At 38.2% G+C, this 25377-nt stretch carries 26 protein-coding genes; 14 read left to right on the top strand and 12 right to left on the bottom strand.

The genetic code is table 11. The annotated features are described in order from the left end of the window. Nucleotides 1–76 precede the first annotated feature (76 nt). Nucleotides 77–886, bottom strand: coding sequence for a posphoenolpyruvate synthetase regulatory kinase/phosphorylase PpsR (gene ppsR, locus HHO47_RS02100; protein ID WP_169018430.1), 810 nt, complete (start codon nucleotides 884–886; stop codon nucleotides 77–79). Between the two features lie 154 nt (nucleotides 887–1040). On the opposite strand from ppsR, the gene ppsA reads away from it, so the two are divergent. Both ppsA and ydiJ read left to right on the top strand, forming a co-directional pair. Next, complete coding sequence (ppsA, locus tag HHO47_RS02105; protein WP_169018432.1) at nucleotides 1041–3416, top strand: phosphoenolpyruvate synthase; 2376 nt, start codon at nucleotides 1041–1043, stop codon at nucleotides 3414–3416. Nucleotides 3417–3638: 222 nt separating this feature from the next. After that, nucleotides 3639–6695, top strand: coding sequence for a D-2-hydroxyglutarate dehydrogenase YdiJ (gene ydiJ / locus HHO47_RS02110; RefSeq protein ID WP_169018434.1), 3057 nt, complete (start codon nucleotides 3639–3641; stop codon nucleotides 6693–6695). 61 nt (nucleotides 6696–6756) lie between these two features. On the opposite strand, the gene HHO47_RS02115 is transcribed toward ydiJ, so the two are convergent. Together HHO47_RS02115 and HHO47_RS02120 are read right to left on the bottom strand one after the other, a co-directional pair. After that, a complete protein-coding gene (locus HHO47_RS02115) occupies nucleotides 6757–7947 on the bottom strand; it encodes a cation:proton antiporter (protein ID WP_169018436.1) in 1191 nt (396 codons plus the stop codon). Continuing rightward, nucleotides 7948–9159 (bottom strand): tyrosine-type recombinase/integrase, encoded by a 1212-nt coding sequence (locus tag HHO47_RS02120; protein WP_169018438.1) that lies wholly within the window; start codon nucleotides 9157–9159, stop codon nucleotides 7948–7950. Between the two features lie 142 nt (nucleotides 9160–9301). On the opposite strand from HHO47_RS02120, the gene HHO47_RS02125 reads away from it, so the two are divergent. After that, nucleotides 9302–9865 (top strand): YSC84-related protein, encoded by a 564-nt coding sequence (locus HHO47_RS02125; protein WP_169018440.1) that lies wholly within the window; start codon nucleotides 9302–9304, stop codon nucleotides 9863–9865. A gap of 83 nt (nucleotides 9866–9948) precedes the next feature. On the opposite strand, the gene HHO47_RS02130 is transcribed toward HHO47_RS02125, so the two are convergent. Continuing rightward, on the bottom strand, nucleotides 9949–10305 hold the full coding sequence (locus HHO47_RS02130; RefSeq protein ID WP_169018442.1) for a DUF3693 domain-containing protein: 357 nt from the start codon (nucleotides 10303–10305) through the stop codon (nucleotides 9949–9951). A gap of 165 nt (nucleotides 10306–10470) precedes the next feature. Between HHO47_RS02130 and HHO47_RS02135 the strand changes: the two genes are divergently transcribed. The 11 genes from HHO47_RS02135 (at nucleotide 10471) to HHO47_RS02180 (ending at nucleotide 18204) form a co-directional block, all read left to right on the top strand. After that, complete coding sequence (locus tag HHO47_RS02135) at nucleotides 10471–10719, top strand: hypothetical protein (protein WP_169018444.1); 249 nt, start codon at nucleotides 10471–10473, stop codon at nucleotides 10717–10719. Further along, nucleotides 10716–12707: a replication endonuclease gene (locus tag HHO47_RS02140; RefSeq protein WP_169018446.1), complete on the top strand. Its 1992-nt coding sequence runs from the start codon at nucleotides 10716–10718 to the stop codon at nucleotides 12705–12707. Before HHO47_RS02135 ends, HHO47_RS02140 begins: the two co-directional genes overlap by 4 nt. Before the next feature lie 39 nt (nucleotides 12708–12746). Then, entirely contained in the window at nucleotides 12747–13064 is a 318-nt protein-coding gene (locus tag HHO47_RS02145; protein ID WP_211183578.1) for a hypothetical protein, read from the top strand. 3 nt (nucleotides 13065–13067) lie between these two features. Next, entirely contained in the window at nucleotides 13068–13331 is a 264-nt protein-coding gene (locus HHO47_RS02150; protein ID WP_169018452.1) for a hypothetical protein, read from the top strand. A gap of 26 nt (nucleotides 13332–13357) precedes the next feature. Then, the gene (locus HHO47_RS19530) at nucleotides 13358–13492 is read left to right on the top strand and encodes a hypothetical protein (RefSeq protein ID WP_282435200.1); all 135 of its coding nucleotides are present in this window, start codon (nucleotides 13358–13360) and stop codon (nucleotides 13490–13492) included. Nucleotides 13493–13740: 248 nt separating this feature from the next. Then, a complete protein-coding gene (locus HHO47_RS19535; RefSeq protein WP_282435201.1) occupies nucleotides 13741–15396 on the top strand; it encodes a hypothetical protein in 1656 nt (551 codons plus the stop codon). Then, a complete protein-coding gene (locus HHO47_RS02160) occupies nucleotides 15389–15712 on the top strand; it encodes a hypothetical protein (protein ID WP_169018454.1) in 324 nt (107 codons plus the stop codon). Before HHO47_RS19535 ends, HHO47_RS02160 begins: the two co-directional genes overlap by 8 nt. A 4-nt stretch (nucleotides 15713–15716) precedes the next feature. Beyond that, on the top strand, nucleotides 15717–16865 hold the full coding sequence (locus tag HHO47_RS02165; RefSeq protein ID WP_169018456.1) for a zonular occludens toxin domain-containing protein: 1149 nt from the start codon (nucleotides 15717–15719) through the stop codon (nucleotides 16863–16865). Nucleotides 16866–16951: 86 nt separating this feature from the next. Further along, nucleotides 16952–17137 carry a hypothetical protein gene (locus tag HHO47_RS02170; protein ID WP_169018458.1) on the top strand — a complete coding sequence of 62 codons (186 nt, stop codon included), beginning with the start codon at nucleotides 16952–16954 and terminating at the stop codon, nucleotides 17135–17137. Between the two features lie 283 nt (nucleotides 17138–17420). Next, nucleotides 17421–17837, top strand: coding sequence for a hypothetical protein (locus HHO47_RS02175; protein ID WP_169018460.1), 417 nt, complete (start codon nucleotides 17421–17423; stop codon nucleotides 17835–17837). Between the two features lies 1 nt (nucleotide 17838). Beyond that, on the top strand, nucleotides 17839–18204 hold the full coding sequence (locus HHO47_RS02180) for a hypothetical protein (RefSeq protein ID WP_169018462.1): 366 nt from the start codon (nucleotides 17839–17841) through the stop codon (nucleotides 18202–18204). A gap of 82 nt (nucleotides 18205–18286) precedes the next feature. On the opposite strand, the gene HHO47_RS02185 is transcribed toward HHO47_RS02180, so the two are convergent. From HHO47_RS02185 to HHO47_RS02220, 8 genes are all read right to left on the bottom strand, one after another. After that, on the bottom strand, nucleotides 18287–18514 hold the full coding sequence (locus HHO47_RS02185) for a hypothetical protein (protein WP_169018464.1): 228 nt from the start codon (nucleotides 18512–18514) through the stop codon (nucleotides 18287–18289). Nucleotides 18515–18559: 45 nt separating this feature from the next. Then, on the bottom strand, nucleotides 18560–18751 hold the full coding sequence (locus HHO47_RS19715) for a GmrSD restriction endonuclease domain-containing protein (protein WP_169018679.1): 192 nt from the start codon (nucleotides 18749–18751) through the stop codon (nucleotides 18560–18562). A 53-nt stretch (nucleotides 18752–18804) separates the two neighbouring features. Further along, nucleotides 18805–20211 carry an alanine/glycine:cation symporter family protein gene (locus tag HHO47_RS02195; RefSeq protein WP_169018466.1) on the bottom strand — a complete coding sequence of 469 codons (1407 nt, stop codon included), beginning with the start codon at nucleotides 20209–20211 and terminating at the stop codon, nucleotides 18805–18807. Nucleotides 20212–20501: 290 nt separating this feature from the next. Further along, on the bottom strand, nucleotides 20502–20948 hold the full coding sequence (locus tag HHO47_RS02200; protein ID WP_169018468.1) for a hypothetical protein: 447 nt from the start codon (nucleotides 20946–20948) through the stop codon (nucleotides 20502–20504). A gap of 3 nt (nucleotides 20949–20951) precedes the next feature. Next, a complete protein-coding gene (locus HHO47_RS02205; protein WP_169018470.1) occupies nucleotides 20952–21980 on the bottom strand; it encodes a hypothetical protein in 1029 nt (342 codons plus the stop codon). After that, the gene (locus HHO47_RS02210; protein WP_169018472.1) at nucleotides 21970–22239 is read right to left on the bottom strand and encodes a hypothetical protein; all 270 of its coding nucleotides are present in this window, start codon (nucleotides 22237–22239) and stop codon (nucleotides 21970–21972) included. The genes HHO47_RS02205 and HHO47_RS02210 overlap by 11 nt, the downstream gene beginning before the upstream one ends. Beyond that, nucleotides 22232–22501: a hypothetical protein gene (locus HHO47_RS02215; protein ID WP_169018474.1), complete on the bottom strand. Its 270-nt coding sequence runs from the start codon at nucleotides 22499–22501 to the stop codon at nucleotides 22232–22234. Before HHO47_RS02215 ends, HHO47_RS02210 begins: the two co-directional genes overlap by 8 nt. Before the next feature lie 3 nt (nucleotides 22502–22504). Further along, entirely contained in the window at nucleotides 22505–25369 is a 2865-nt protein-coding gene (locus tag HHO47_RS02220; RefSeq protein WP_169018476.1) for an FtsK/SpoIIIE domain-containing protein, read from the bottom strand. Nucleotides 25370–25377: the final 8 nt, after the last annotated feature.

A 25377-nucleotide genomic window follows, 5' to 3' on the forward strand; every position in this document is an offset into this window, starting at 1 on the left:
GAAGCCGCGTATGCGGCTTTTTTAATGCCCGGTATTATTTTTTATACCTTGTATTACCAAATTAGCTAAATTGAAGTTAGTACTTACGTCGCTCAAGGTTAGTATCAGAAATAATCTTAGCGGAAATTTCTTCTACAGAATGATGAGTCGAATTTAAATACGCCAACTTATGTTTTTTATACAACATTTCAACTTCACGTACTTCGATTCGACATTGCTTAAGCGAAGCATATTTTGAATTAGCCATACGCCGTTGGCGTATATCTGCCAATCTCACCGGATCAATTGTTAAACCAAACAACTTATCTTTATAGGCAATTAAGCACTGCGGTAATTTACCCGAATCTAAATCTTCTTCAGTGATAGGGTAGTTAGCAGCTTTAATACCATACTGTAGCGCTAAATATAAACTGGTGGGTGTTTTACCACTGCGACTTACGCCAACTAAGATTATATCAGCTTCTGCATAGTTGTTAATATTAGCACCGTCATCATTAGTAAGCGCATAGTTCACAGCATCAATTCTAAAGTCATAACTTTTTTCATGCATTGAATGAGTCCGATGAATTTTAGGCACCGGCGCAACTTTGAGTTCTTGCTCTATTTTCTCACTAAAAGTAGTTAAAAAATCATAAGTAACCGCGTTTGATGAACGAATAATTTCACTTAAATTATGGTTAACGAAAGTAAAAAATACCAATGGTTTTTCGCCTTCGCGGTGTGCCGTTGCATTGATCAATGCTTTTATTTCGTTCGCTTTTTTTTCAGTTTCAACAAAAGGAATAGTTTTATGATTAAATTCAACGGGAAATAATGACAAAGTGGCGTGGCCAAATACTTCAGAAGTGATAGCTGTACCGTCAGAAATATAAAATGCAGTTCTCATATTAACCTTTTTATTACGTTTAATAGTTAAAATAGCCACCCTACGGTTTACGTAAGGTCTATTGCCAGTGTAGAATGAAGGTGACCTTTTTAGAAGGTTTTCTTTCTTAACTCTCACAGTTATTACTACAATTTGTTTTTTTGGAGAAAGATCCGTGCAAGAATACGTTCTCTGGTATCAAGAGCTTGGTATGCAAGATGTTCCTCGTGTTGGCGGCAAAAATGCCTCACTCGGCGAAATGATTTCTAACCTAGCAAACGCTGGTGTACAAGTCCCCGGTGGTTTTGCTACTACCGCAGACGCATTTAATGAGTTTCTTGAGCAATCAGGACTAAATGCAAAGATCCACGACATTTTAGACACACTGGACGTGGAAGATGTAAATACACTAGCAAAAGTCGGTGCTGATATTCGTCAGTGGATTATCGACACCCCATTCCAACCTAATTTAGACCAAGCCATTCGCGACGCATACAGCCAACTCCACGGCAATGCAGCAGACGATGTTTCATTCGCAGTACGTTCATCAGCAACAGCTGAAGATATGCCTGATGCATCATTTGCAGGCCAACAAGAAACCTTCCTTAATGTACGTGGTATCGACTCAGTAATGGTCGCCATTAAGCATGTGTTCGCATCGCTTTTCAATGACCGTGCCATTTCATACCGTGTCCACCAGGGTTATGATCATCGCGGCGTAGCATTATCTGCGGGTATTCAACGCATGGTACGTTCTGATAAGTCATCGTCTGGCGTTATGTTCAGTATTGATACTGAATCAGGTTTCGAAGATGTCGTATTTATCACCTCAAGTTATGGTCTAGGTGAAATGGTTGTACAGGGCGCAGTAAACCCTGATGAATTTTATGTTCATAAACCAACACTTGCTAAAGGTAAGCCATCTGTAGTACGCCGTAATATTGGCTCAAAAGCGATTCAAATGATTTACTCTGCCGATCAAGCGCATGGTAAACAAGTAGAAATCGTAGATGTAGATGCTGTTCTTTCAAATAAATTCTCCATTACCGATGCCGAAGTTCAAGAGCTTGCAAAGCAAGCTGTGATCATCGAAAAACATTATGGCCGCGCGATGGATATCGAGTGGGCAAAAGACGGTAATGATGGCAAGCTATACATTGTACAAGCTCGTCCTGAAACAGTTCGTTCAAACGAAGACACTAATGTTATGGAACGTTTCCAACTAAATGGTAGCAGTGCTGTGATCGTTGAAGGACGCGCCATTGGTCATAAAATTGGTTCAGGTGTTGTTCGTGTACTTGACTCGATTAATGAAATGGATCAAGTTCAACAAGGTGACATTTTAGTAACCGATATGACTGATCCAGATTGGGAACCGATCATGAAACGTGCTGCAGCGATTGTAACTAATCGTGGTGGTCGTACATGTCACGCGGCAATCATCGCCCGTGAGCTAGGTATTCCAGCAGTCGTCGGCTGTGGTAATGCAACTGACCTAATTAAAGCTGGCCAAGAAGTAACTGTATCGTGTGCTGAAGGCGACACAGGCTTTATTTATGAGGGTATTTTAGATTTTGAAATCCTCACTTCACGTGTCGATAAAATGCCTGAACTACCAATGAAAATCATGATGAACGTTGGTAACCCTGATCGTGCATTTGATTTTGCACGCTTACCACACTCAGGTGTTGGTCTTGCGCGGGTTGAATTTATTATCAACCGTATGATTGGCGTGCATCCTAAAGCATTGCTAAATTTTGATGCTCAAACCGATGCGTTAAAAGCTGAAATCACACAGATGATTGCAGGTTATGAATCACCAGTTGAATTCTATATTACTAAATTAGTTGAAGGTATTTCGACTTTAGGCTGTGCATTTGCACCAGAGCGTGTAATTGTCCGTATGTCTGATTTTAAATCAAACGAATATGCTAACTTAGTTGGCGGACAACAATACGAGCCTGAAGAAGAAAACCCAATGATTGGTTTCCGTGGCGCAGCACGTTATATTTCGGAAGATTTCCGTGACTGTTTTGCACTAGAGTGTGAAGCAATCAAACGTGTTCGTAACGACATGGATATGGCCAACATTGAAATCATGATCCCATTCGTACGCACCCTTGAAGAAGGTAAACGTGTTATTGAATTACTTGAAGAGCATGGTCTTAAACGTGGCGAAAATGGCTTAAAAGTAATCATGATGTGTGAACTTCCATCAAATGCATTACTTGCTGATGAATTTTTAGAACACTTTGATGGCTTTTCAATTGGTTCAAACGATTTAACGCAACTTACGCTTGGTTTAGACCGTGACTCAGGATTAATTGCTCATTTATTTGATGAGCGTAATCCAGCAATCAAAAAACTACTTTCTATGGCAATTCAAACTGCCAAAGCAAAAGGAAAGTATGTTGGTATTTGTGGTCAAGGCCCATCAGATCATGAAGACTTTGCTGCGTGGTTAGTAGAGCAGGGAATAGATTCTGTTTCACTAAACCCAGATACAGTACTTGAAACTTGGTTATACCTTGCTAAAAAATTAGCAAAATAATCGATAAAGTATAAAAAATGCCAGCGTAATTGCTGGCATTTTTGTTTACTCAATTATTTTATAAAATTAGCGAGCTAACTTTTTGTCTAAAAATTTGCACGATTCAGTATAATTAATACACGCCTAAATACGATAAAAAGAGTGTTACAAACTGTAAAAACAGCAATTTTATATAGCTATTTGCATGGTATAATCGAACAAATGCCTTAATTTACAACCGTCATGATAGCAACTATTAGCCAACAAGATGCCGCGACCGATTTAGTCGCAAGTTACTTAAAAACTATAATTAAACAAGGGTTTACTGGCGACACTGATGCAAGTTATGCTACTCGTATAACTGCATCAACTGATAACAGTATTTACCAACAGTTACCGCAAAGTGTTATTTTTCCTAAAACTGAAAAAGATATTCAAATTGCCTTACAAACTGCTGCACAAGACCCTTATCTATCACTGACTTTTGGCCCTCGCGGCGGTGGTACAGGCACCAACGGTCAATCATTAACTCCTGGGATCGTTGTCGATTTATCACGCTATATGCGAGAAATCCTCGAAATTAATCCTGAAGAAGGTTGGGTAAGAGTGCAAACGGGTGTGATTAAAGATCAACTTAATGATTTTTTACGCCCTTATGGATTTTTCTTTGCACCTGATTTATCAACGAGTAATCGCGCAACAATTGGCGGAATGGTTAATACCGATGCATCAGGACAAGGCTCACTAGTGTATGGTAAAACTAGCGATCATGTTTTAGGACTTACCACTTATTTAATCGATGGCACACAAATGTCAACGACGCCAATAGAGATTGATAAAGCCAAACTAATTGCCGAACAAAACACTACAATCGGCAAACTGTACGCCACCGTGCTTGATATTTGCTTGTCTGAGCGGGATGTAATTTTAGCCAAGTTCCCTCGTTTAAATCGCTTTTTGACTGGATATGACCTAGAGCATGTGCTAAGTGATGACTTACAAACTTTTGATATGAGTAGGCTAATAACGGGCTCAGAAGGTTCGCTTGGTATTGTGACTGAGGCTAAATTAAATATCACACCAATTGCTGAATTTAAAACTCTTATAAATATTAAGTACGATAGTTTTGACTCAGCCCTTCGCCATTCACCATTTTTAGTTGCAGCACGCGCTACCTCAGTTGAAACCGTTGACAGCAAAGTTTTAAATCTTGCACGTGAAGATATTATTTGGCATTCAGTATCAGACTTAATAACTGATGTACCAAATAAAGATATGCAAGGGCTTAACATGGTTGAGTTTAATGCTGTATCGCCTGATGACATAAAAGACAAAGTTGAGTCGCTATGTGCATTACTCGATGATTGTGTTGCACAACAAAAAAATGGCGTAATTGGTTATCAACTGACCAGCAGTAAGGCTGATATTTTAAAAATTTATGCCATGCGTAAAAAATCAGTTGGCTTGCTGGGCAGTGTTAAAGGTGCACAAAAACCATTAGCATTTGCTGAAGATACCGCTGTCCCTCCAGAAAACCTCGCCGATTATATTGTCGAATTTAGAGCGTTACTCGATAGCCATAATTTACAATATGGCATGTTTGGTCATGTTGATGCCGGTGTATTACATGTGCGGCCGGCACTAGATATGTGCGACCCAGAACAAGAAAAATTACTGCGGGTGATCTCTGATGACGTTGTTAAACTCACAGCTAAATACGGTGGTTTAATGTGGGGCGAGCACGGCAAAGGGTATAGAAGTGAATATGCCCCTGAGTTTTTTGGTGAGCATTTATTTAAGCAATTACGTCTTATAAAATCAGCTTTTGATCCTAACAATAGAATTAATCCCGGTAAAATATGCACGCCAATTGAAAGTAAGGACTCACTAGTTAGTGTTGACGATCAAAAACGGGCGTGGTTCGACAGACAAATTTCGGTTGATGTTAAAACTAGTTTTAATAATGCAATGACATGCAATGGTAATGGTATTTGCTTTAACTATGATGAAAATTCTCCTATGTGTCCATCATATAAAGTAACCGGTGATCGTCGTAATTCACCTAAAGGTCGCGCAAGTTTAATGCGCGAATGGCTGCGTTTACAAGAAGCAAAAGAGATTGATTTAATTGAGGTTGAAAAGGAACTCAATAAAGGTGAAGTGATCACCTGGTGGGAGCGTTTTCAACATAGCCGCGATAAAAAGAAAGGCGTGTATGATTTTTCTCATGAAGTTAAAGCCTCAATGGATGAGTGTTTAGCGTGTAAAGCATGTACCACAGCGTGCCCAATAAAAGTTGATGTGCCGACATTTAGATCACGCTTTTTAAATTATTATCATAGTTACTACGCACGTCCACTGAAAGATTATCTAGTCGGAAATATTGAAGCCAGCGCACCATTAATGGCTAAATTTTCAAGTGTAATAAACCCCATTGTAAAAACTAAATTAGTCAACTCATTAATAAAAAAATCTGTTGGCTATGTTGATACACCCGTGCTTAGTTCACCACGTTTAACAAAACGGATTAGTAAAACACACGAATTTAATTTTGCACAACTTTCAGGCTTACCTCCCAAGCAACAAAGTGAGTATGTACTAATCGTGCAAGATCCGTTTACCAGTTTTTATGAAGCTGAGCTGGTAGAAAGTTTTATAAAAATAATTTCCGCACTCGGCAAGAAGCCAATACTGTTACCATTTAAGCCAAATGGAAAACCGCAACACGTTAAAGGTTTTTTAAATGAATTTAAAATAACAGCAAAAAATGCAGCAACATTTTTAAATTCATTATCTGAAATAAATGCACCACTTGTAGGTTTAGATGCATCATTAGTAATGTGTTATCGCGATGAATATAATTCTATTTTAGCTGATGAACGTGGTGAGTTTGAAGTGCTACTTGCTCATGAATGGTTAGCAACACAATCTTTTAAAGCATTAGCTAACAAAATAGATAGCGATATAACATTTACGTTATTAAGTCACTGTACTGAAACAACCGCGTTACCAAAAGCGGCGAATGTATGGCAAACAATATTTACTGACTTAGGCCTAAAACTTAATACAACAACAACAGGCTGTTGCGGTATGGCGGGGACTTATGGCCATGAAGCGCAAAACCAAAAAAACTCTCGAGCATTATATGAAATGAGTTGGCAAGGTGTTGTAGAGAAAAATAAACCTGAGCAATTATTAGCAACTGGTTTTTCTTGTCGTAGCCAAGTGAAACGTTATGAAAAATTCAAGCCAAAACACCCAATAGAATTACTAGCAAATAAACTAAGTAATAGTATTTAATATAAATGAAAATGCCGCACACTTTTTAAAAAAGAATGCGGCATTTTTTATAACATATTTTTTATTTTAAATAACTATCAGCAATAGGCTTAGTGCTCATGCCATGAATAAAAACACTAAATAAAATAGTTGTCATCGCAATCGTAGCTATAAGGTATTTATTTTCTATGCTGCTATCAATCACCATTAAAGTAAATACAATAGATGCTAAGCCTCTCGGGCCAAACCAAGCAAAAGTAAAACGTTCTTTCATTTTTAATTTTGTAAATTGTAATGACAACATCACAGGAATAATTCGAATAAGCGTTGTACTCAGTAGTGCAAATACAGCAAGTACCCATGATACTTCTGGCAGAACTAAGTAGCTACACACAAAACCAAATAAACACCAGATCAACAAACCAGTAAAGTCAGCTATGTGCTCACTATCTTCAACAAGTTTTAAGCGTAAAGCCTGATCAGTAAATCTATCAAAAATTAATCCAGCAATAAACACCGCAATAAAACCACTGCTATGTAAACTTTGTGCGATCGAAAAAATGGCCATTGCCATACCAACCACTAAAAAAGGGCTACTATTATTTGAAAAATAATGACGTTGCATAGCAAATTTAATCGCGGGAATGATCAATCCCATCGCAGTAATTGCAACCAAAATGGCCACACCTAATTCCCGCGCAAAAACAATGGCCGTATCATAAACCGAAAATGTAGATGCTGGTTCTTTTGCTAACAACATCAAAACTAAAAATATCGGCACACATAAGCCATCGTTTAAACCACTTTCAGTATTGATCCCTTCACGAATTTTTTCAGGCACCGCACTGCTATTTAATAATCCTTTACTAAGCGCTGCATCTGTCGGCGTTAATATTATTGCAACTAGTGCTGCTTGAATAAGTGTGAGCTGGGTAAACATTAAACTCGCAATAATTATTCCGGCAAACAAGGTAAGTGGTAAAGCAACAAAAAGTAATAGGCTAGGGTATTGAAAACTATGTTTTAAAACCGTCAGTTTAGTTTTTGCCGCATCAGTAAATAAAAATATGCTCAGTGTTAATTCTATTAACGGTAATAAATGATCTAAATCTCTGGTTAAATAAGCCGTTTTACTTGGTAGCAAAAACCCAATCAACGCACCGATAATAACAAAAAACATAGGTCCGGTAATTTCTGCTCGCTCTAATTGATGCATAGATAATGAATAAATTAAAAAGGCTAAACCCACAGCAGCTAATACAACATATTCCATTTATATTTTCCTTTTAAGTCCTGATTTTGCTCGTTCTTTGATATTTGTCTGAATATATATTTGATCAGTGGTGGCAATTTTTGCATGTCCTAAATCTTCTGATAAATGTTTTAAAGGGCGAGTTTGTGCATCATGCGTAGCACCAGTATGTCTGAGCCAATGCGCTGTTGCCGATTCTAGTTGCTCGGCATCATCAGTAAAGCCATCATCAAGTAAAGATTGCTTGGCTAAATCAAAACTTTGTTGAACTAAACGACGAATTTGTCGAACGGTCATTCCGCCTTGACCACGAATTTTATGCACCAACGGATCAGACTCATCAATGCGGGGCAGGGCTGGTAAACCTCTGTATAATCTGTAACGTTTTAAATAAATTACAAAATCATCACTGAGTGTTACATCTCGTAATTTATTTCCTTTACCCATAATTCTTAAAAACCAAAAGCCATCATTATCTTGCCAAAAATGAGACATAACAGGCGACCATTGTGGTCGCTCTGATAGTTCTGAGATCCGTAAATAAAGACCTTTTAAACACGCTAAGGTAAATAAATTTCTTTCAAAATCAGGTTGTTGCTCACACTTATCGCGTGTGACACCAAATACATATTCCCATTGAATATCACTCAAGGTATCAGGAGTTTTTATTTGTGATTGCACAACTAAATAAGGGCTATTCTTTTTTACAACCGGTACAAAGTTAGCAAAGGTTTTTTCCTCTAAAATAGCAAACTTGTAAAATACATTTAAAGCAGTAAACATGGCAGCTAATGTTTGTTGGCTGGCAACAGATTCTTTGAGCATAAAAGGACGCCAATTTTCGTTTAATCTACGGATCCCTTGCTCATCTTTATAACGCCATTGAACTGAAGTCATCGTCCAACTTTTATCGGGTTCGACCATAAAATCAACATAGGCTTCTATGTCTTCACGTTTTAATTCAAATACTGATTTTTCTGCAATTAACCAAGACCATAAATAAAAACGTTCGAGCTCGTTACGAAAACGATTATAGGTCGCTTCTGATTTTCGACCATAAACATATAAAAATTGATACAAAAATATTAATTCTTGCTTAGATTCAGCGACAATCAAGCCAACTTGCTGTATAAAGATGGCAAGTTCTGGGTATTCTGATTGCAATGTATCATCTTCAAGATGGGCAATTTGGTACCGTAATTGTTTTAATGTATCGACCAAAGCAACAAGCATAATATAGTTATTACTAATAAAATAAAGTAGTTACAGTTTAACTTTAAAGTCCGATACTGTCTAGTATTGGACTTAGTGAATGATTATATTGTTAAGCTAATTAGATAATACCCAAGTAATGTTGCTGGTTTAAGGAAGGCATATGAAAAAGTTAATAGTTTTAAGTTTAGTTGCTCTTACATTAGTCCTGTCTGGTTGTGCTACAACAGGTAGTGCTTCTCCAACTGAAAAGCGTAATCTAGTGCAAAATATGCGAGCAGATACACTCAGTAAATTATACAAAGAAAAACCAGATGTTAAAGAGCAAATTAAAAATGCGGCAGGTTATGCTGTTTTCGATAATGCCAATGTTAACGTTGTATTAGCCAGTTTTGGTGGTGGTTATGGGGTTGTTAAAAATAACCTAACAGGTAAATCTACTTACATGAATATGGGTGAAGCCGGTTTAGGACTTGGTTTAGGTGTTAAAGATTTTAACGTTGTAATGGTTTTTCATAATCAGGCTGCACTAAACCGCTTTATTGCACATGGTTGGGCCTTTGGTGGTAACGCTGATGTGGCTGCTAAATACCAAGAAACCGGCGGTGCCATTGTTGCTGAAGCGATTGCAGACCAAGTAACTGTTTATTCATTGACCGAAAGTGGACTAGCATTACAAGCCGTATTAAAAGGCACTAAGTTTTGGGTAGATTCTGAGCTAAATTAAGACCTCAAAACCCTTCTAAAAGTGGGATAATTTGTATAATTACGCCCACTTTAATTCACCTCGCCTATTTAACATAATATAAATTATAGGCTATGATGTTTGCGCGAATGCGCCCCTTGAACTTGGGTGAAAGATGCCGTAATTAACAGCAAACCCGCTACACATGCAGCGCTAATCTTTTTTGCAACTTCAGTCCACGCGCTAACTTCTTCTTTAGTCTTTGAGCGTTCAATTGCTAGTTTTATTAATTCAGGCTTGAAATCAATTTCCATCTCTTTGCAAATAAAAATTACCTGATTTGCTGTTAGGTGTCTACGTTCCTTTTTTATGTCACTTAAATTCCCTGTGGTTAATCCATTAACATCTAGGCACACTTGCTTATCTTGTGTGTACCCTTTGAATTCCTTGTATTTTTGCGTTAACTCATAGCTAAAATTCATAATTCCTCCTCGGACGGTTTCATTATAGACCTACTTATTGATAAATAATAATTTGACAATACTCAAATTGAGAGTCTATCATAACTCAAACTCTCGGATTGAGAGTTATATTTTAATGCAATGTCCAATACTGAATAGTATCGGACTTTAAGGGGGAATACGGATATGAGTTCTGATAAAAACATATTAAATTTAACTAATTCAGAAATGACAGTTTTAATTTCAGCTTTAGCTCTGGCTGAATCTCGTTACATATCAGATATTCAGTTATTTGAAGCTAATTTAGATTTATCTTCCATCCCTCAACCTGAATTTACTAAAGCCTTAATCTCATATAAAGAGCGATTATCTATATGCGAATCTTTATCCCAAAAGCTTATCAATTTGCCTATGACTTTAAAGGCTAGCAAATGAACTCATTATCTAACGCCCAATACGCTCAAATTTTCCCGTTAAATACTGCAATGAATTTAACGGCAAATTTGCACCCTGCGAACACTGCAAAAGACGTTTTTGAGAACCTTTCTAAACCAATGAAAGAGCGTTTTTTTGACTTTGAATCATGGCGAAATCGCATTTTTGAGCGTCATTCAAACCTTGCTCACATGCTCAGTACCGGCTATTTTCTGGCTGAAAAATTCAATAATTTAGCTGAGGCAAACAAGCGTTTAAAATCTGCTGATACCGCTTTAACTCTGGGAAGTTTTGAGTACGGGCATATAAATTTATCATGCTCAGACGATGAATTATGCGAAATTGCAGAGCAAAAAGCGCGTTATTGCGAGCTGAAAATAAGTAAAAACGGCCATACTTTATCTGTATTTAACATCCTTGTTAAATACTTAAATTCCTTTGATATTCAAGAACCTGAATTAGTTGCACCTTATTGCACGCATTTTTCAGCCGACTCTTTAACAGGTATTTTAAATCGCTTTGCTGACCCTATTTTCTGGCGTCGTAAATTACGTAAAATCCAAGCGTTTACTATTGAACAATTAGCGCGAGATTTAAGACTCGTACATAAAAAAGCGAGTGCTTATGTATCACAACCAACCATTCAGAACCGCCGAGAACGTAAGCGCAAATCAGCCGAAATAATGTCTGATTTATTTGTTGTTCCAAACGATGCAAACCCGTTTGATGAGTTCGAAACACTGCAATCAATTATTGAACGTTCGCACACATCAGGCAAACAGCAAGCGGCTGAACTAATGGTACGCATTCGTGGTTTTGAAGAACTGGCAGACATGCACGGCCATCGCGGCGAGTTTTATACGTTATCTGCGCCTAGTCGTTTTCATGCAGTTCACCATACTGGCCGACCAAATAATAAATATGATGGTTCAACCCCGCAGGATGCACAGGAATATTTTAACGGTATTTGGAAACGTGCCCGCGCCCTATTCTCTAAACAAAATTTACGCCCGTATGGATTCCGTGTTGTTGAACCACATCATGACGGCTGCCCGCATTGGCACATGCTTTTATTCATGGAAAAAGGCGATGCAATACAAATCCGCGCAATTATGAAAAAGCTGTGTACGGAAGATACACCCACTGAATTTAAAACAAGCACCACCCGCTTTAAGGCCATTACGATTAATAAAAGTAAAGGCTCCGCTGCTGGTTACATTGCTAAATACATCACTAAAGCGGTGACTGGTGACAGCATAGATAAAGTGATTTGCTCGCAGGCGGGTGAAATGAAAATACTTCCAGCGGATGCCGCAGAACGTGCATCTACTTGGGCGAGTACATTTGATATTAGACGTTTCCAGCAAATTGGCGGCCCTTCGGTCACTCTTTGGCGTGAACTTAGACGATTAGGCCAAGGTGATACCGGCAAATGTGAGGTTGCAAACGCAATGAATACAACACTAGATACAGTTTCAAAATACGCACTTGAGAAGGTACGCCAAGCTGCTGATTCATCAGATTGGAAAGCGTTTTGCCTTGCTATGGGTGGCGTACAGGTTAAACGCAAAGACCAAACCTTACGCATTCACTACCAGCTCCCTGATATTGTTGACCGTATCACTGGGGAAATTAGCCGCAGCGAAACCAAATCGCCCTACTTTGCTACTAAATACGGCGACCAACCAGCAAATCGTATTCTTGGTGTTGCATGGGATGCTGTTGTTGTAATCACTCGACGCGGTACTACCCAGATACTCACTGAAACAGATTTACGGGCACAACGTAAAATCATGTGTGGTGTGTCTGAACAAATTCAAGGCTGGCACGATGATGGTCGTTTATTCGCACCTAGCGATGAAGATATGCAGTTCCTTGAAGCGTGTGTTCTGGAAGATTATCAAAACATGTGTCTATTCATGGATTACGAAGCTCTGGCTGGCAATATTTCGAGCGACGAAGTCGCGAGCTTGGACTTGTGTCATTAACTGTAACTATTAATAAAATTAAACCCAATTGGAGAAATTATGAATATTGAAGGCGCTATAACAGACCTAGTAAAAGTTAACCGCACAGACGATAAAGGCGCTCCCCTGCCTACGACTGGCGAATTTAAACTTCACACAAAAAACCCAGCTCAAATTTTATCTGTAAAGGTATCTGCTGACCAATTTAACGATGGCACTTATCAGCAATTGGAGAATCTGCAATCTGACCCTAACGGCTGGGGCTTAAAGCCTGTTTTGCTTAATATTGAATATTACGAAGGTGCTAACGTAGCACGTCAAATGGACTGGAAAGGCTTCCGTTTGCATAGTTTACCGCAAGAAAATAAAGGTAAATAAATTATGGCTACTTGTGTACAGCTCGAATATGGCGAACTTAAACCAACTGCACAATCAATTCAGGATTGCACAGGCTTTGTCATGTTAGAGCCTACCGAGTACCAACAGTTTCTACTGGGTTCATCACTTTTTGACCCCAGTGAAATTTCTATCGAACAAGCACAAGCACTTTTTATAAGTGGCTTTTCGATAGTCATAATCTGTTATATGACCGCTTGGGCATATGGCACTGTAATCAACTGGTTTAAACCAGAAAACGACAATTAAACTTTTCAAGCTAAAAGGAAATACCTATGGATTTTACAGCAGTTACATCAGCGGTTGACGCTACTACTATCGTTGCAGCAATCACAGCACTAGCAGCAATCAAGATATTACCGGGCGTTGCAAAATGGGGATACAACAAGGTTATTGGCTGGTTCCGCTAATAGTTTTGTAGTCAACTTAAAACGCAAACTAAGCCCTGTACACCTATAAGTTGCGGGGCTTTTTTAATGGAGAACTATTATGATTTGGGGAATTTATTATGCCGTTCTTGGAATTGCTTGTGCCGCTGCGGTCATTCGTGGTTTTGAAGGTGCGTAAATTTATATCTTGGCTTTGGCGTGGTTTTAAATATGTTCTACGTCACCCAATAAAATCAACCTTCGGTTTCATTAAGCTTTGGTTCTTCCTAATGCTGTTTACTGTTTTTTCGTCTGTAGTAATGGCACAAGTTGATATGACAGATTTAAAGAATCCTGACTTAGAACCGTTTGGTTCTTGCGGTTATACAAACGGTCCAAATAAGTCAGACTTATCCCTTTCGGATTGCAAGACTTATATACAATCCGATTTAAAATCAAGAAATGCTGGTAATGTTGGCGCAGTAAAATCCGAGCCAACAGGTAACGACCGTTATACTATTTTTGTTGAGTTTAGAACCCATTGGTCACATGATTTATGGTTTACTTCTTTCGGTTCTTTCGTAGAAGATGAAAAAGTACTTGCTTGCCCTCCTGCTGCATACCCGCTTCATAAATTAACAGTTCCCAAACCTACCCCCGAAAACCCAGATGCTTTTATGTGTGCAAAACCTTTAGTTGATAACAAATGCCCAGAACCACAATCAACCGATGGCTATGTTTTTGGTACTGCCACTTCACCAGCTAATATTTGTTATGACAACCCCGAGGATGATTCACAATGTGTCATTAATACTGATGATTCAGGTGGTTATTACTTACCATCAAAATATAATTCACAAGAACCTACTGATTGCAAAGCCAAACCAAAAGATGATGGTGATGATAAATTTTGTACTGCAACAGGTAGTTCTGGTGTTTACTCCGTTGATTGCCCAGAAAGCTCTATCAGTTTTGATATAACAGGCATCCAAAAAAACGCTGACCAATTAGTAGTTAATCATCAACGCATAACCGAAATTGAAGCATCTTTTTTAACCCAGCAAGATATTGATTCATTAGTTCAGTCTGGACAACTCAAAGGTGAAAAGGGAGAAAAAGGCGATACTGGCGAACAAGGTATTCAGGGTGTTGCTGGTGCTAAAGGTGCAACTGGTGAAAAAGGCGCTGATGGTAAAGATGGTGTTGATGGTACAAATGGTATTGATGGTGCAACTGGTGAAAAAGGCGCTGACGGCAAAGATGGTATTGATGGCCTAGCTGGTGTTGATGGCAAAGATGGCATTAACGGCAAGGATGGTATTGATGGTGAAGATGGTGAAGGTTGCTCCGTTGTTAATACTCCAGACGGTGCAAGAATAGCCTGCGCTGAATCAACCACTGATATCAAAGATGGCGGTTCGTGTGTCACTCAGCAATTAGCTAACGGCGATGCAAGAATAACGTGTGATGATGGCTCTGAATCCACAGTTAACGGTGTTGATGAAGATGGAATTATATCTGCTTTAGACTCTCAGTTAGCTGAAATGAAAAAGCAGACTGATGAACTTAAATTACAAAATGAAAATTTAGAAAAAATCGGTAAATATGATGGCGATAAGCCGTCTATTGACTATGACACTAAGCCGGAAGGTTATACAAAAATATTAGAGTTTGATTGGGAAAATGAAAATTTTGGCACTGTTTTAGAAGAGCATAACGATGCAATGAGTACATTACCTTTATTTTCCGCAATAGATAATTTCTTTACGACTTCATTTGGTGGTAGCTGCCCAGTCTGGCAAGAAACAGTAACCGTTTTAGATGCATCTTTTACCGTTACAATTGACCAGTTTTGTAGCTCTGCTGTTCAATCAATCTTGCCATATATCAGAGCAATACTAATGCTCGTTGCTGGCTTTTTCGCGTGGAGAATTGCAATTGAATGATTTATTAGACTGGCTTGGTGAAATGTGGCAAGGCTTTATCGATTGGATATATGAAATATTGTTATTCATTTTAAACGCTTTGCTATGGGTTTCATTACAAGTTTTTGAAAAAGGCTTAGAGGGTTTTCGTTACATCTTTTCGATGATAGATCCACCCCAATTTATTCAAGGTGGCATAAGCACTTTTACAGCGTCCATACCTTCTGATGTTGGTTACTTGCTTGGTGCTACTGGTTTTAGCGAAGCACTGGCATTAATTGGTTTGGGTTATACGTTCCGTTTAACTCGTAAAGTATTAACGTTATTCCAATGGTAACAATATGATAATTTTCCACGAGGGGTTGCCAGGCTCTGGTAAAAGTTATGAAGCACTTGTTAAGCATATAATTCCAAGCTTAACCAAAGGGCGTAAAGTTTACGCTCGCTTAAACGGTTTTAACTTTGAAAAAGTAAGTGAATTAACAGACAAAACAGTTGATGAACTTAAAGCGCTTTACACTGAAATAACAGAAGATCAGGTGCATACCGTTTATGATTTGGTTGAAAATGATTGTTTACTTGTTCTTGATGAGCTTCAAAACTTCTTCCCCAGTGGAAGGCAAAAGCTTAGCGATGAAATGACACAATTTATTGCTGAGCATCGCCATAGAGGTATGGATATAATCTGCATGGGTCAAGCTCTTGCAGATTGTCATACTACATGGAAACGAAGAATTGAACGCAAAATTACATTCTTAAAGTTATCTATGGTCGGCCTAGACAATAAGTACAAATGGGAAATGTATCAGGGTTCAATTAATGGTGTTAAGGGTGACGTTGTATTTAAAAAAATAAAGTCAGGCACTGAAAAATACGATAGTAAATATTTTGGCTCTTACTTGAGTCACCAGCAAACTACAGACAATACCGATGTATATTCAGATGACCGAGTAAACATTTTTAAGTCTAAACAATTTATGTTTTATATACCTATATTTTTAGCTGTTATCGCTTTTGCTATTTATTTCCTAACTAGCTTTTTCAGTGGTGATACACAAATTGTAAACACCAAATCTAAAGAACCCACCAACGGGCCCGTTGCAAAAGTTGAAAAACAGCAAATTGCCACAACTGGAGAACTAAACCAAGCACCACAAAAAAAACCTAAACCTAAACCGAGTACCGACCCATATCAAAGATTGAGGGATACAATACAAAACAACAATGCAATGATAACTTATGAAGAAATCTATCGAGATAGAATTGCTGATTTACTTGTTGTTGTTGAATCAGCTAGTAAACAGGTTATTGATACATTCACTAGGGATGAACTTTTAATGCTAGGTTACAGGCTAAAAAAAACCAGATTAGGTATTGAGGGCTACATCGGTAAAGATTTAGCGGTAGTATTTAGGTATAAACCAACACAGCAATACTTTGATAACCAAGTACCAGACGAACAATATCACGATTTATATTCATCCAATTAAACGCCATAGCCTACGCTTTTCAACTTGTTGAAACCGTAGGCTGGCGTTTAAATATTCACAAATCAGATACCGTCACTGGTGACACTATGACTAGAAATCAAAAGTACGAACAAAAGCAAAAAGGCAAAGGGTTAAAAAAAGTAACCCTTTGGATACCTGATGATTCTGAGGTTGAAATTAAGCAGATGATAGAGTTTTTAATTGATAACCCAGACCACATACCCTTTATGGCGCGAAACGTTAAAACGGGCCGCATGAAAAAGGCCGTTTAGTGGTACGTAACTTATTACGTACTTTCTGCATTGGTACGTAATAATTAACTCAATTATCACGTACCATTACTTAGCTAAGCATACGAACCTATTACTTATGGCTTTAGCCATGTAGACCGCACACTGTTATTAATTTAGCATCACTGCTTATCGGTCGTAACCAAGCGAAGCGCAACCCCTGCCCTTAGTTACTCGATGCCGCGCTTGCGCCCTTGATAAACCAATTCGGAGTTTGAGTTTATGATTTTGCATTGTGATTTTTTTAAAAGGAGTAAAAATCACAATGTTTAAATCAGAATTTCATAAACAGTATTTATCACTTTTTGGTTATGATTATGCAAAAGGCGCCAAAGAATTGGGCGTAAGTGAACGTCAAATTAGGCGATATTTGAAAGCTGGTAAAGCAAGCAAACCTGTCGAAAAACTTTTAAATATCATTTATAGGGGCTACCTACCCGACTTTGGTCCGTGGGCTGATTGCAAAATCTCTATTCACGATCATACAATGTCTACTCCTTGGGGTGGCGTTCGCGCTTCAGACGTTCAATTAGTCCATCGTTATAAATGGTCGGCACGTGAATCCGAAGGAATGTATAAAAAAGTTAAAGAGCATAATAAAACACAAGACCAATATTTATCTGATTTACAAACTCAATTACTAGATATTATTGGTGAAATTTCAGAACGTACAGGGAGTTGAAATGAAACTAAATTACATTAAATTATATTTTTGCCTTACACTTTCAGGATTAACGCTATTAGGCGTTGTTGAACTTTATTTGTCTTATCAGCTTCATACTCTTGAAAAGGAGCTTAAAGCACGTTCCATTCAAAATGAGCGAGATGAAAAAGCAGCAGCTGTAAGACGAAATTTAAAAGAGCAAGAAATTAAAAAATATCAAGCTGAACAAACTAAGATTCGTACTATTGAGCAGAATAAAATCAACAACGCTCGTAAAACAAACGATCAAACGTGTCAATTTTGGGCAAAAGAATATAGTGAATTCAAATCTGAAAGAAATAAGTTAATGATGGATGGTGCTTGCGAGCGAGCTAGGAACGATTGACGAGTTGTCAAACTTGTGAACTACCGTAATTACTTATAAATAAAGGGGTTTCCACCCCTTTTCTCTTACACTGTAATATAAATTATAGGCTACTAGCTACTTCTTTGATTATTTCTGATGATGACTTACCTTCATCAGAAATAATTTGAATAAGTTCCTTATCTAATCGGCTTTTTGGGTTTGTCGATAATTTGTAATATAAATAGGTATTTATTTCTTCCCACTTGGCTTTGAAAGCAACTCTGTCTTCTTTACTATTAAGCTTTTGCATCAAAGATGCTTTTAAAATATCAATCGAACTTAATGGCATTCCCCGATCATTCAATATGCTTTGTTTCTTCGAATTTTATACCTTTTAAAACAGTCTCTTCAAAATCAATTTGATACTTATTACTAATACAAGCGAACCACAAAAATATGTATCTTCCATCTTAGCCAAATATGAAGATGTAAGGTCTTCAATCAAATCATCTAAGTTATCTTTATCCCAAGAATACGGGCGTTGATAATCTGGAACCTGGTAAAAACAATCATCGAATATCTTAATTTACTTAACGTTCAAACTGCATAAGTATGCAATTTGAACATTTTAAAAATGAGTTAATACCAAATGCCTTTTTCTGTTTTGCCCTGAATGTTAACCTTGTTTGCATTAAATTCGGGCGCTGCGTTTTGAGCTCTTTGTTTATTATAATCCGCAGTCACAGCGAGTATTGTTGGCGTTAAGATGATGATAGCAATAACATTAACCACCGTCATTAACCCTAACGCAATATCCGCTAAATCCCACACTTCTTTTAACGTGGCCGATGCGCCCCATATCATCATGGATAAGTATAAAAACGTATAAACACCGCGCCCGAGTTTGCTATCAAGTTTAAATAAATGCAGATTACTTTCGGCATAAGCATAATTTGCCACTACAGAAGTAAATGCGAATAATGTTATGGCGGCTGCAACAAAGTATACTCCGCCTTGCGCTAAGTGCGCGGTCATGGCTTCTTGCGTTAACCGAATTCCTTCCATTTCGCCGCTAATATCAACATCAGCTAATAATATGATCACTGCGGTACAACTACACAGTACGATGGTGTCAAAAAACACCCCCAACATTTGAATGTAGCCCTGAGTAACGGGATGGTTTGGGATTGGAGTCGCGCAGGCTGAAGCGTGAGGCACACTCCCCGCGCCTGCTTCGTTTGAATACAGCCCTCGTTGAATTCCGTTTTTTATTGCTGCGCCCATTGCGCCTGCACCTGCTTCTTGCAGGCCAAATGCTGATAAAAAGATATCTTTGAGCATTGCAGGTACTTGGGTTAAATTTATTAGGGTGATGATCACCGCTGCTAATACAAATACAATGCCCATGATGGGCACAACGCGCTCTGCAAAACGGGCGATTGCTTTAAAGCCACCGAGTATGATTGACCCCGCAAGAATGGTAATAACAATACCGGAATAAAAGGTTGGGATTTTAAACGCGTAATTAAGTGCATCGGTTATGGTATTTGTTTGCATTGCACTGAAGGTAAAACCGTAACCTAAAAATAAACACAGAGCGAATGCGATTGCGAGTGTTTTGCTGCCTATACCTTGTTGAATATAGTAAGCAGGCCCACCTCTAAATTCGCCGTTACTATCACGCACTTTGTACACTTGGCCCAGTACGCTTTCGGCAAACCCTGTGGCCATGCCTAATATGGCAATCACCCACATCCAAAATATCGCGCCGCTGCCACCTAATGATATTGCCACAGCAACGCCAGCTAAATTCCCCGTGCCAACCCGAGCACTTAATCCGGTACACAATGCTTGAAACGAACTAATGTCGTTTTTATCGCATTTACTACTACCTTTGAGCAGGCTGAACATGTGTTTAAATTTAAAAATTTGAATCAGTTTTAAACGTACAGAAAACCAAATACCAGTGAATAGTAAAATGTAAATGAGTATTTGTCCTTCGCCCCACAGTAAGTTGTTAATTGTGCCTACAATCAAATCAAACATGCTCCCTTTATAATTTTTATAAAACAACGTTAGAATATAAATTCTTTATTTTAGAATATTTAATTACATCCACTTTATCTTTATCATATAAATTAGCAAGTATTAGTTACATTACGCCGTATATAGACTCATCATAAGTTTAAGTAATTACACGGTATTGCCCTGTTAAATTAAGGATCCGATCGGTGGCGCATTTTATTTTTAGGATTGAGCATTAAAAAGCGAGCCAACTTCGACTCGCTTTGATTTTAATAAATTAAAATAACTAAAAAATGCTAATTTCAGCTTAGCTATATTGGCTTAACATGGGAGTTAGCTGCTTGTTTTATTGCCGCAACTAATTTTTGCTGCTCTTCAACTTGCTTAGCCATATTTTCACTGGTTCTTAAAGTGCGATCTCGCTCTTGTGACTGGTTACTCAAAAGAGACATTATATCGGTAAACTGCTCATGCTGATGTGCTGATTGATTCAATAGTTTTTGTAGCTGCTCAAAGTGTTCAGCACAACGCTCTTTTACGTTAGTTAGCTTTATATTTTGCTCTAATAGCTCATCATACGTAGTGATCAATGGTGTCATCTCTCGCGTGTTTACACCTCGGCCAGCGGCATCATGCCATTGTGTACGCAAGTGCTCCCAATACTCACTGTAATCAGACTTTGAGAACGTTGTGTTTTCAACGTCTTCATTTAATGTGTTAAGTTTCATGCGATAGAAACTCGGTTCGAATGATGGCATTACTTAACCCGCCATTGCCAGAGGTTGATCGTATGAAAGTAATAAAGAAACTTTATCTTGTAAGGTATATTTTAAACTAAACGCCTGATCCTGTAGTGACTCTTGCTGCCCTTCTAAACTTTTCAGATATAAAAAAGCATCATTAGTGTCTGTAGATAATGTGCCTATCAGCGATGTTTGTTGCTCACACGTTTCTTTAAAGGCGATGAGTAAAAGGTTAATTTTTTCAAGCGTTTCTAAACATTCCTTAGAATAAGATTGGCTATATTGAGATTCACGTTTAGTGTGTGTTGCGACTTCACGCGCTTGCTCAGCTAAGTGTGTTGCGTTATCTGCATCTTTTATTGCGTAGCGAGAGCCATTTAATTGAGTTGTTGCTCTTGTAACTTCTATTCTAGCCGCACTTTCTGCACTCAGTGCAGAATTAACTTCCCCATGTCGTTGACTAACGCTTGATTGAGCTCGACTCACTCTAGCTTCTTCTTGGTAAGTACTTACCGGCTCATAGTCATAAAGATCATTACCATTTCTATCTCTACCACGGTATATTTTTCGTGGTGGTAAACTCCTAACATGATTTAATGCACTTTGTGCTCTCGCTAATTCAGCTTGAGCACTTGCTAATTTACTCTCTGCTTCAACTCTTTGTGCTGTACATCGATGTAAATGTGTATTGGCAGAACTCAACCACACATCAGCTTTGTGTTCTTGGTTATGCCAAAAGGCTTGTAAATCTCGTGACTCTTCTAAGCTTTGCTCACTATGATTTAATGTATTAGTTGCAAACTCAACTTGATGTGCTACTCGAGTATTTCGCATATGTGCATGTTCAAGGGCTGCCTCGTAGTTCATAACTAACGTTTCATATAATTCATGCACAGCGAAAACATCTGCCTTTGCAAGCTCTAAAAAGTTTTGTGTTATTGCATATAGCTGCTGCGTTTCAAAAACCAGTGAACTTGCCAATTCCATTTGATAATCAGTTTGATAATCTAATTCTTCTAACTGAGAAACTAACCACCTAGGTTGCATCGCTCACTTCCTTACCCGATTGCAAAGAGCTATTGCATATATCCTGCCATTGCTCTAATGCCTCTATCAACCGTTCTGTTTGGGCAAATACAATATTAAGTTCAGACTCAATATCCTCTGCGCCCAAACCGAGATAATGCTCTCGTAAAGCAAACCAACGGGCACGTAATGATTCTAAAGATGACTCTATACCGCTTTGAGCCCGTTCAGTAGAGGCTACAAGTGTTTGTAGTGATTCATTTATTTCAACATTAGCCATGTAGATATGTCCTTATTAATGCTAGCTTTTGAATTAATTGTGTCGATAAGTCATTACAACGCGTATTAGCTAATGCATTCGATAAATCTTCAATTTCAGATAGTTTTTTTTCAAATTCCATTTGCATATCATTAGTAAGCTTTATCATTTCTTGCTGTGCTTCTGAACTGAGTAAGCCAACTTGCTTCCTCATTTGGCCGCTAAATGCCTCTATTTCAGCCACTAATAACGGAATTTGTTCTTCAACATTATCTAATGACATACACTAAGCCCATTTAGCATAAAGATTTGATAAATGTTCAAAGTTTTCATGTAATATCACATCTTGTGAGTAGCAGTAGGGTTTAAATTTTGTTGGCCTATTTTGCATTTGATCTATATGTAATGCATAAATAGGTTTTTTACCATCAGCTTGTAATTTGGCTGCATCACGGGTTTTCAAAAATCTAAAGCTGTCTTCTTCAGACATTTGTAAAGCAACTTTATGGCGAAAGCTTTCAATATCATTACGATCAAATGCTTTGGTTACAGAACGCACGTTATCAAAGCTCAATACCAAATGAATGCCATATTCCGACCCTTGTTCAAGTAGCGTGGCTAAATTAACACCGCCATCATCACTGTAGGCTTTCATCCCAAATGAATTGTCTTTTTTAACAAGCTCTTTGACACGCTGGGCTTCATTAACGATAAGGAATATAGAAGGTTCACGCAACATATCTTCTTCATCCATATCTTGGCGTTTAGTAAACTCTGCCATTACACTGGTTAAATGCGTGCTAAAATCTTTAAAACTTTCGCTAAATGACGCGTGATTATTTAATACACTGTCGTTCGCTGCAGACAATACACCACACCATTGTGAGCCTTTAATACTGCGGTCAAGTATATGCACTTGGTATTGCGAGCTTTGAGCGTTAATAGGCAATTGTGCCACCATATAGCTCAACATACCTAAACGGGCTTCGTTACTGTCACCCACAAGTAGCATATGCTCATGCGCGCGCCTGCGTAATATTACTTTGGCTTGGCCATGAATATTCATTTCTTTACCAAGCCACAATACTGATGGGCGCTCTATTGGATACCATTCATTGTCATTTAAACCACCAAAATGATGTGGTTTGTTGGCGTATAATATCCATTCATCTTCACTTAAACGTTGTGGTGAACTAAAGAGGGTATGTAGTTGAGTATTATCTTTTATTTCTGGTTGTTCTGAACCATCAAGTAAAATTGTGTTCTTTGTACCCTGCCACTTATTTGAGAGTTGCTCTAACATTTGCTGTCTTTGTTGTTCATCAATATAAGCAACTCGTCCGGTATCACAAGGCAGTTCATTCGCGCCACCATTGTGGCTAACAACAACCTGACCGGTTTCAGTACAACCTCTGATCAATTGTTTTCCTTTAGAACCAAACTCTTGTAAAGATGTCACCTCTTCACCGCTCATTTTCATCGCAACACGTAAATTAATATTACTAAATGTAGCTTGTGGTTGTGACATGCCAGGAACAGAGAATTTTTGAGAGCCTACAAACATATGAATACCAGCGCTTCTACTTTGTGAAGCAATGCTGATCATCAGTTGTGATCCTAATCCCGTTTTATCATCTTCAAATATCGTTTGATACTCATCAATAATGAGCATTAAGCGAGGTAATTTTCCATTTGGCGATCCTGCTTTTCTATAACTTATAAAATCAGACAGGCCTAAATTTTTAAACATCTCATTCCGACGATTCATTTCGTCAAGCAACTCTTGTAAAACACTACGCGCAAGCTGCGGGCTGGTGCTTAAAGAGACAACGCGTGCATGAGGTAACTTAGGGTAACTTTGAAATTCAACGCCTTGCTTTCCATCAATTAAATAAAACTGTAAATCTTCAGGGCTGTAACGGCTAGCCAATGAAAGTATAAAAGCATGATAAAGATTAGATTTACCGGCACCCGTCATCGCCGCTAACATGCCATGTGAAGATGGCTGTTTATTTCGTTCACCAAACCACAGTTCAATATCATTTTTGCGACTGCCAGACCCACCAATGGGTGCAGAAATAACTTCCATTGAATCTTCTTGCCACCACAGTTCAGGGTTCATTTCAATTACATCTGAAAAACCTAATTTAGTCTCTTTTGGCTTGGCGCGACTTAGGCCATCTAAAATCGCGTTGATTGTATCAGTGTTTCTAACTGAGTCTCTAAAGCCTTTACCTAAATTCCAAGGTAGCTGATTTTCATTTTTATAAATATGTTTTAAATCAGGAAATAATACAGATAGCTCTGCGCCATTAGGTAGTGCTTTATCACTGTCTAAATCAAGGATAACCATTTTACCCGCTTTTGGACCTGTACTGGCTATCTTAGCTAGTAACTCTATTGAACGGCGGTCATATGCTTGCGGAAAATCCTTTGCAACGATTAATTCAAACTTTGCGTTACCAAGAATCTCTTCATCTACATCAATCAACCGTTCAGTATTATTATCTAAAAAGCTGTTTTGAATACGCACTATATCTGTCAATATTTCTTCGAGTACCCGAGAAACATCGTTATCAACCATGCGTTTAAACGGTAAACGTTTAGTGTATGGGAAACTTTGCCCCATTTTAATTGGATCAATGAGAGTAAACTGAGAGGAATATGGCAGCATTGCTGCAAGTCGAAACACAAGCGTGTTAATGATTGTTATTGAATCATCACCCTGAGCGAATGAGTAACAATTATCAGATGCGTAAAAAGGGATTTCTTTTGGTACTTGAATAACTTGCTTTCCTGATCCCCCAAAACTATAGGTGATCTCTTCAAGTCCCACGACCAGATTTTTTGGTAAGTAGTTATGAGCAAAGTCATATTCTTCCCAATTTACACTGTCAAGTTGTGCTCTTAACGGTTCTGGTAATCGTGCGCATATATTTCGCAAATCAGCCGCAGCCTTTGCTGCATTCTTTTTACTTGCTTCATAGTCGGCATTCATATTATTTATTGCATTAGGCAATACTTTACCTTTCAATGTAGCAACTGTATTTTGTATCGGTTTTATTGTTGCAAGTGCACTTTCTTTTACTTGTTCACGTACCGTTTTTCGCGCATCATTCGTGCTTGTTAGTTCAACATCATCATTATACATTTCGGTAA

It is taken from the genome of Pseudoalteromonas arctica (assembly GCF_012927645.1).
GTDB lineage: Bacteria > Pseudomonadota > Gammaproteobacteria > Enterobacterales > Alteromonadaceae > Pseudoalteromonas > Pseudoalteromonas arctica_A.

Coding starts and splice junctions, on each gene's coding strand:
- ppsR (WP_169018430.1), bottom strand. CDS start 886: ATGAGAACTGCATTTTATATTTCTGACGGTACAGCTATCACTTCTGAA.
- ydiJ (WP_169018434.1), top strand. CDS start 3,639: ATGATAGCAACTATTAGCCAACAAGATGCCGCGACCGATTTAGTCGCA.
- HHO47_RS02115 (WP_169018436.1), bottom strand. CDS start 7,947: ATGGAATATGTTGTATTAGCTGCTGTGGGTTTAGCCTTTTTAATTTAT.
- HHO47_RS02120 (WP_169018438.1), bottom strand. CDS start 9,159: ATGCTTGTTGCTTTGGTCGATACATTAAAACAATTACGGTACCAAATT.
- HHO47_RS02125 (WP_169018440.1), top strand. CDS start 9,302: ATGAAAAAGTTAATAGTTTTAAGTTTAGTTGCTCTTACATTAGTCCTG.
- HHO47_RS02130 (WP_169018442.1), bottom strand. CDS start 10,305: ATGAATTTTAGCTATGAGTTAACGCAAAAATACAAGGAATTCAAAGGG.
- HHO47_RS02135 (WP_169018444.1), top strand. CDS start 10,471: ATGAGTTCTGATAAAAACATATTAAATTTAACTAATTCAGAAATGACA.
- HHO47_RS02140 (WP_169018446.1), top strand. CDS start 10,716: ATGAACTCATTATCTAACGCCCAATACGCTCAAATTTTCCCGTTAAAT.
- HHO47_RS02145 (WP_211183578.1), top strand. CDS start 12,747: ATGAATATTGAAGGCGCTATAACAGACCTAGTAAAAGTTAACCGCACA.
- HHO47_RS02150 (WP_169018452.1), top strand. CDS start 13,068: ATGGCTACTTGTGTACAGCTCGAATATGGCGAACTTAAACCAACTGCA.
- HHO47_RS19530 (WP_282435200.1), top strand. CDS start 13,358: ATGGATTTTACAGCAGTTACATCAGCGGTTGACGCTACTACTATCGTT.
- HHO47_RS19535 (WP_282435201.1), top strand. CDS start 13,741: ATGCTGTTTACTGTTTTTTCGTCTGTAGTAATGGCACAAGTTGATATG.
- HHO47_RS02165 (WP_169018456.1), top strand. CDS start 15,717: ATGATAATTTTCCACGAGGGGTTGCCAGGCTCTGGTAAAAGTTATGAA.
- HHO47_RS02170 (WP_169018458.1), top strand. CDS start 16,952: ATGACTAGAAATCAAAAGTACGAACAAAAGCAAAAAGGCAAAGGGTTA.
- HHO47_RS02175 (WP_169018460.1), top strand. CDS start 17,421: ATGTTTAAATCAGAATTTCATAAACAGTATTTATCACTTTTTGGTTAT.
- HHO47_RS02180 (WP_169018462.1), top strand. CDS start 17,839: ATGAAACTAAATTACATTAAATTATATTTTTGCCTTACACTTTCAGGA.
- HHO47_RS02185 (WP_169018464.1), bottom strand. CDS start 18,514: ATGCCATTAAGTTCGATTGATATTTTAAAAGCATCTTTGATGCAAAAG.
- HHO47_RS02195 (WP_169018466.1), bottom strand. CDS start 20,211: ATGTTTGATTTGATTGTAGGCACAATTAACAACTTACTGTGGGGCGAA.
- HHO47_RS02200 (WP_169018468.1), bottom strand. CDS start 20,948: ATGCCATCATTCGAACCGAGTTTCTATCGCATGAAACTTAACACATTA.
- HHO47_RS02205 (WP_169018470.1), bottom strand. CDS start 21,980: ATGCAACCTAGGTGGTTAGTTTCTCAGTTAGAAGAATTAGATTATCAA.
- HHO47_RS02210 (WP_169018472.1), bottom strand. CDS start 22,239: ATGGCTAATGTTGAAATAAATGAATCACTACAAACACTTGTAGCCTCT.
- HHO47_RS02215 (WP_169018474.1), bottom strand. CDS start 22,501: ATGTCATTAGATAATGTTGAAGAACAAATTCCGTTATTAGTGGCTGAA.
- HHO47_RS02220 (WP_169018476.1), bottom strand. CDS start 25,369: ATGTATAATGATGATGTTGAACTAACAAGCACGAATGATGCGCGAAAA.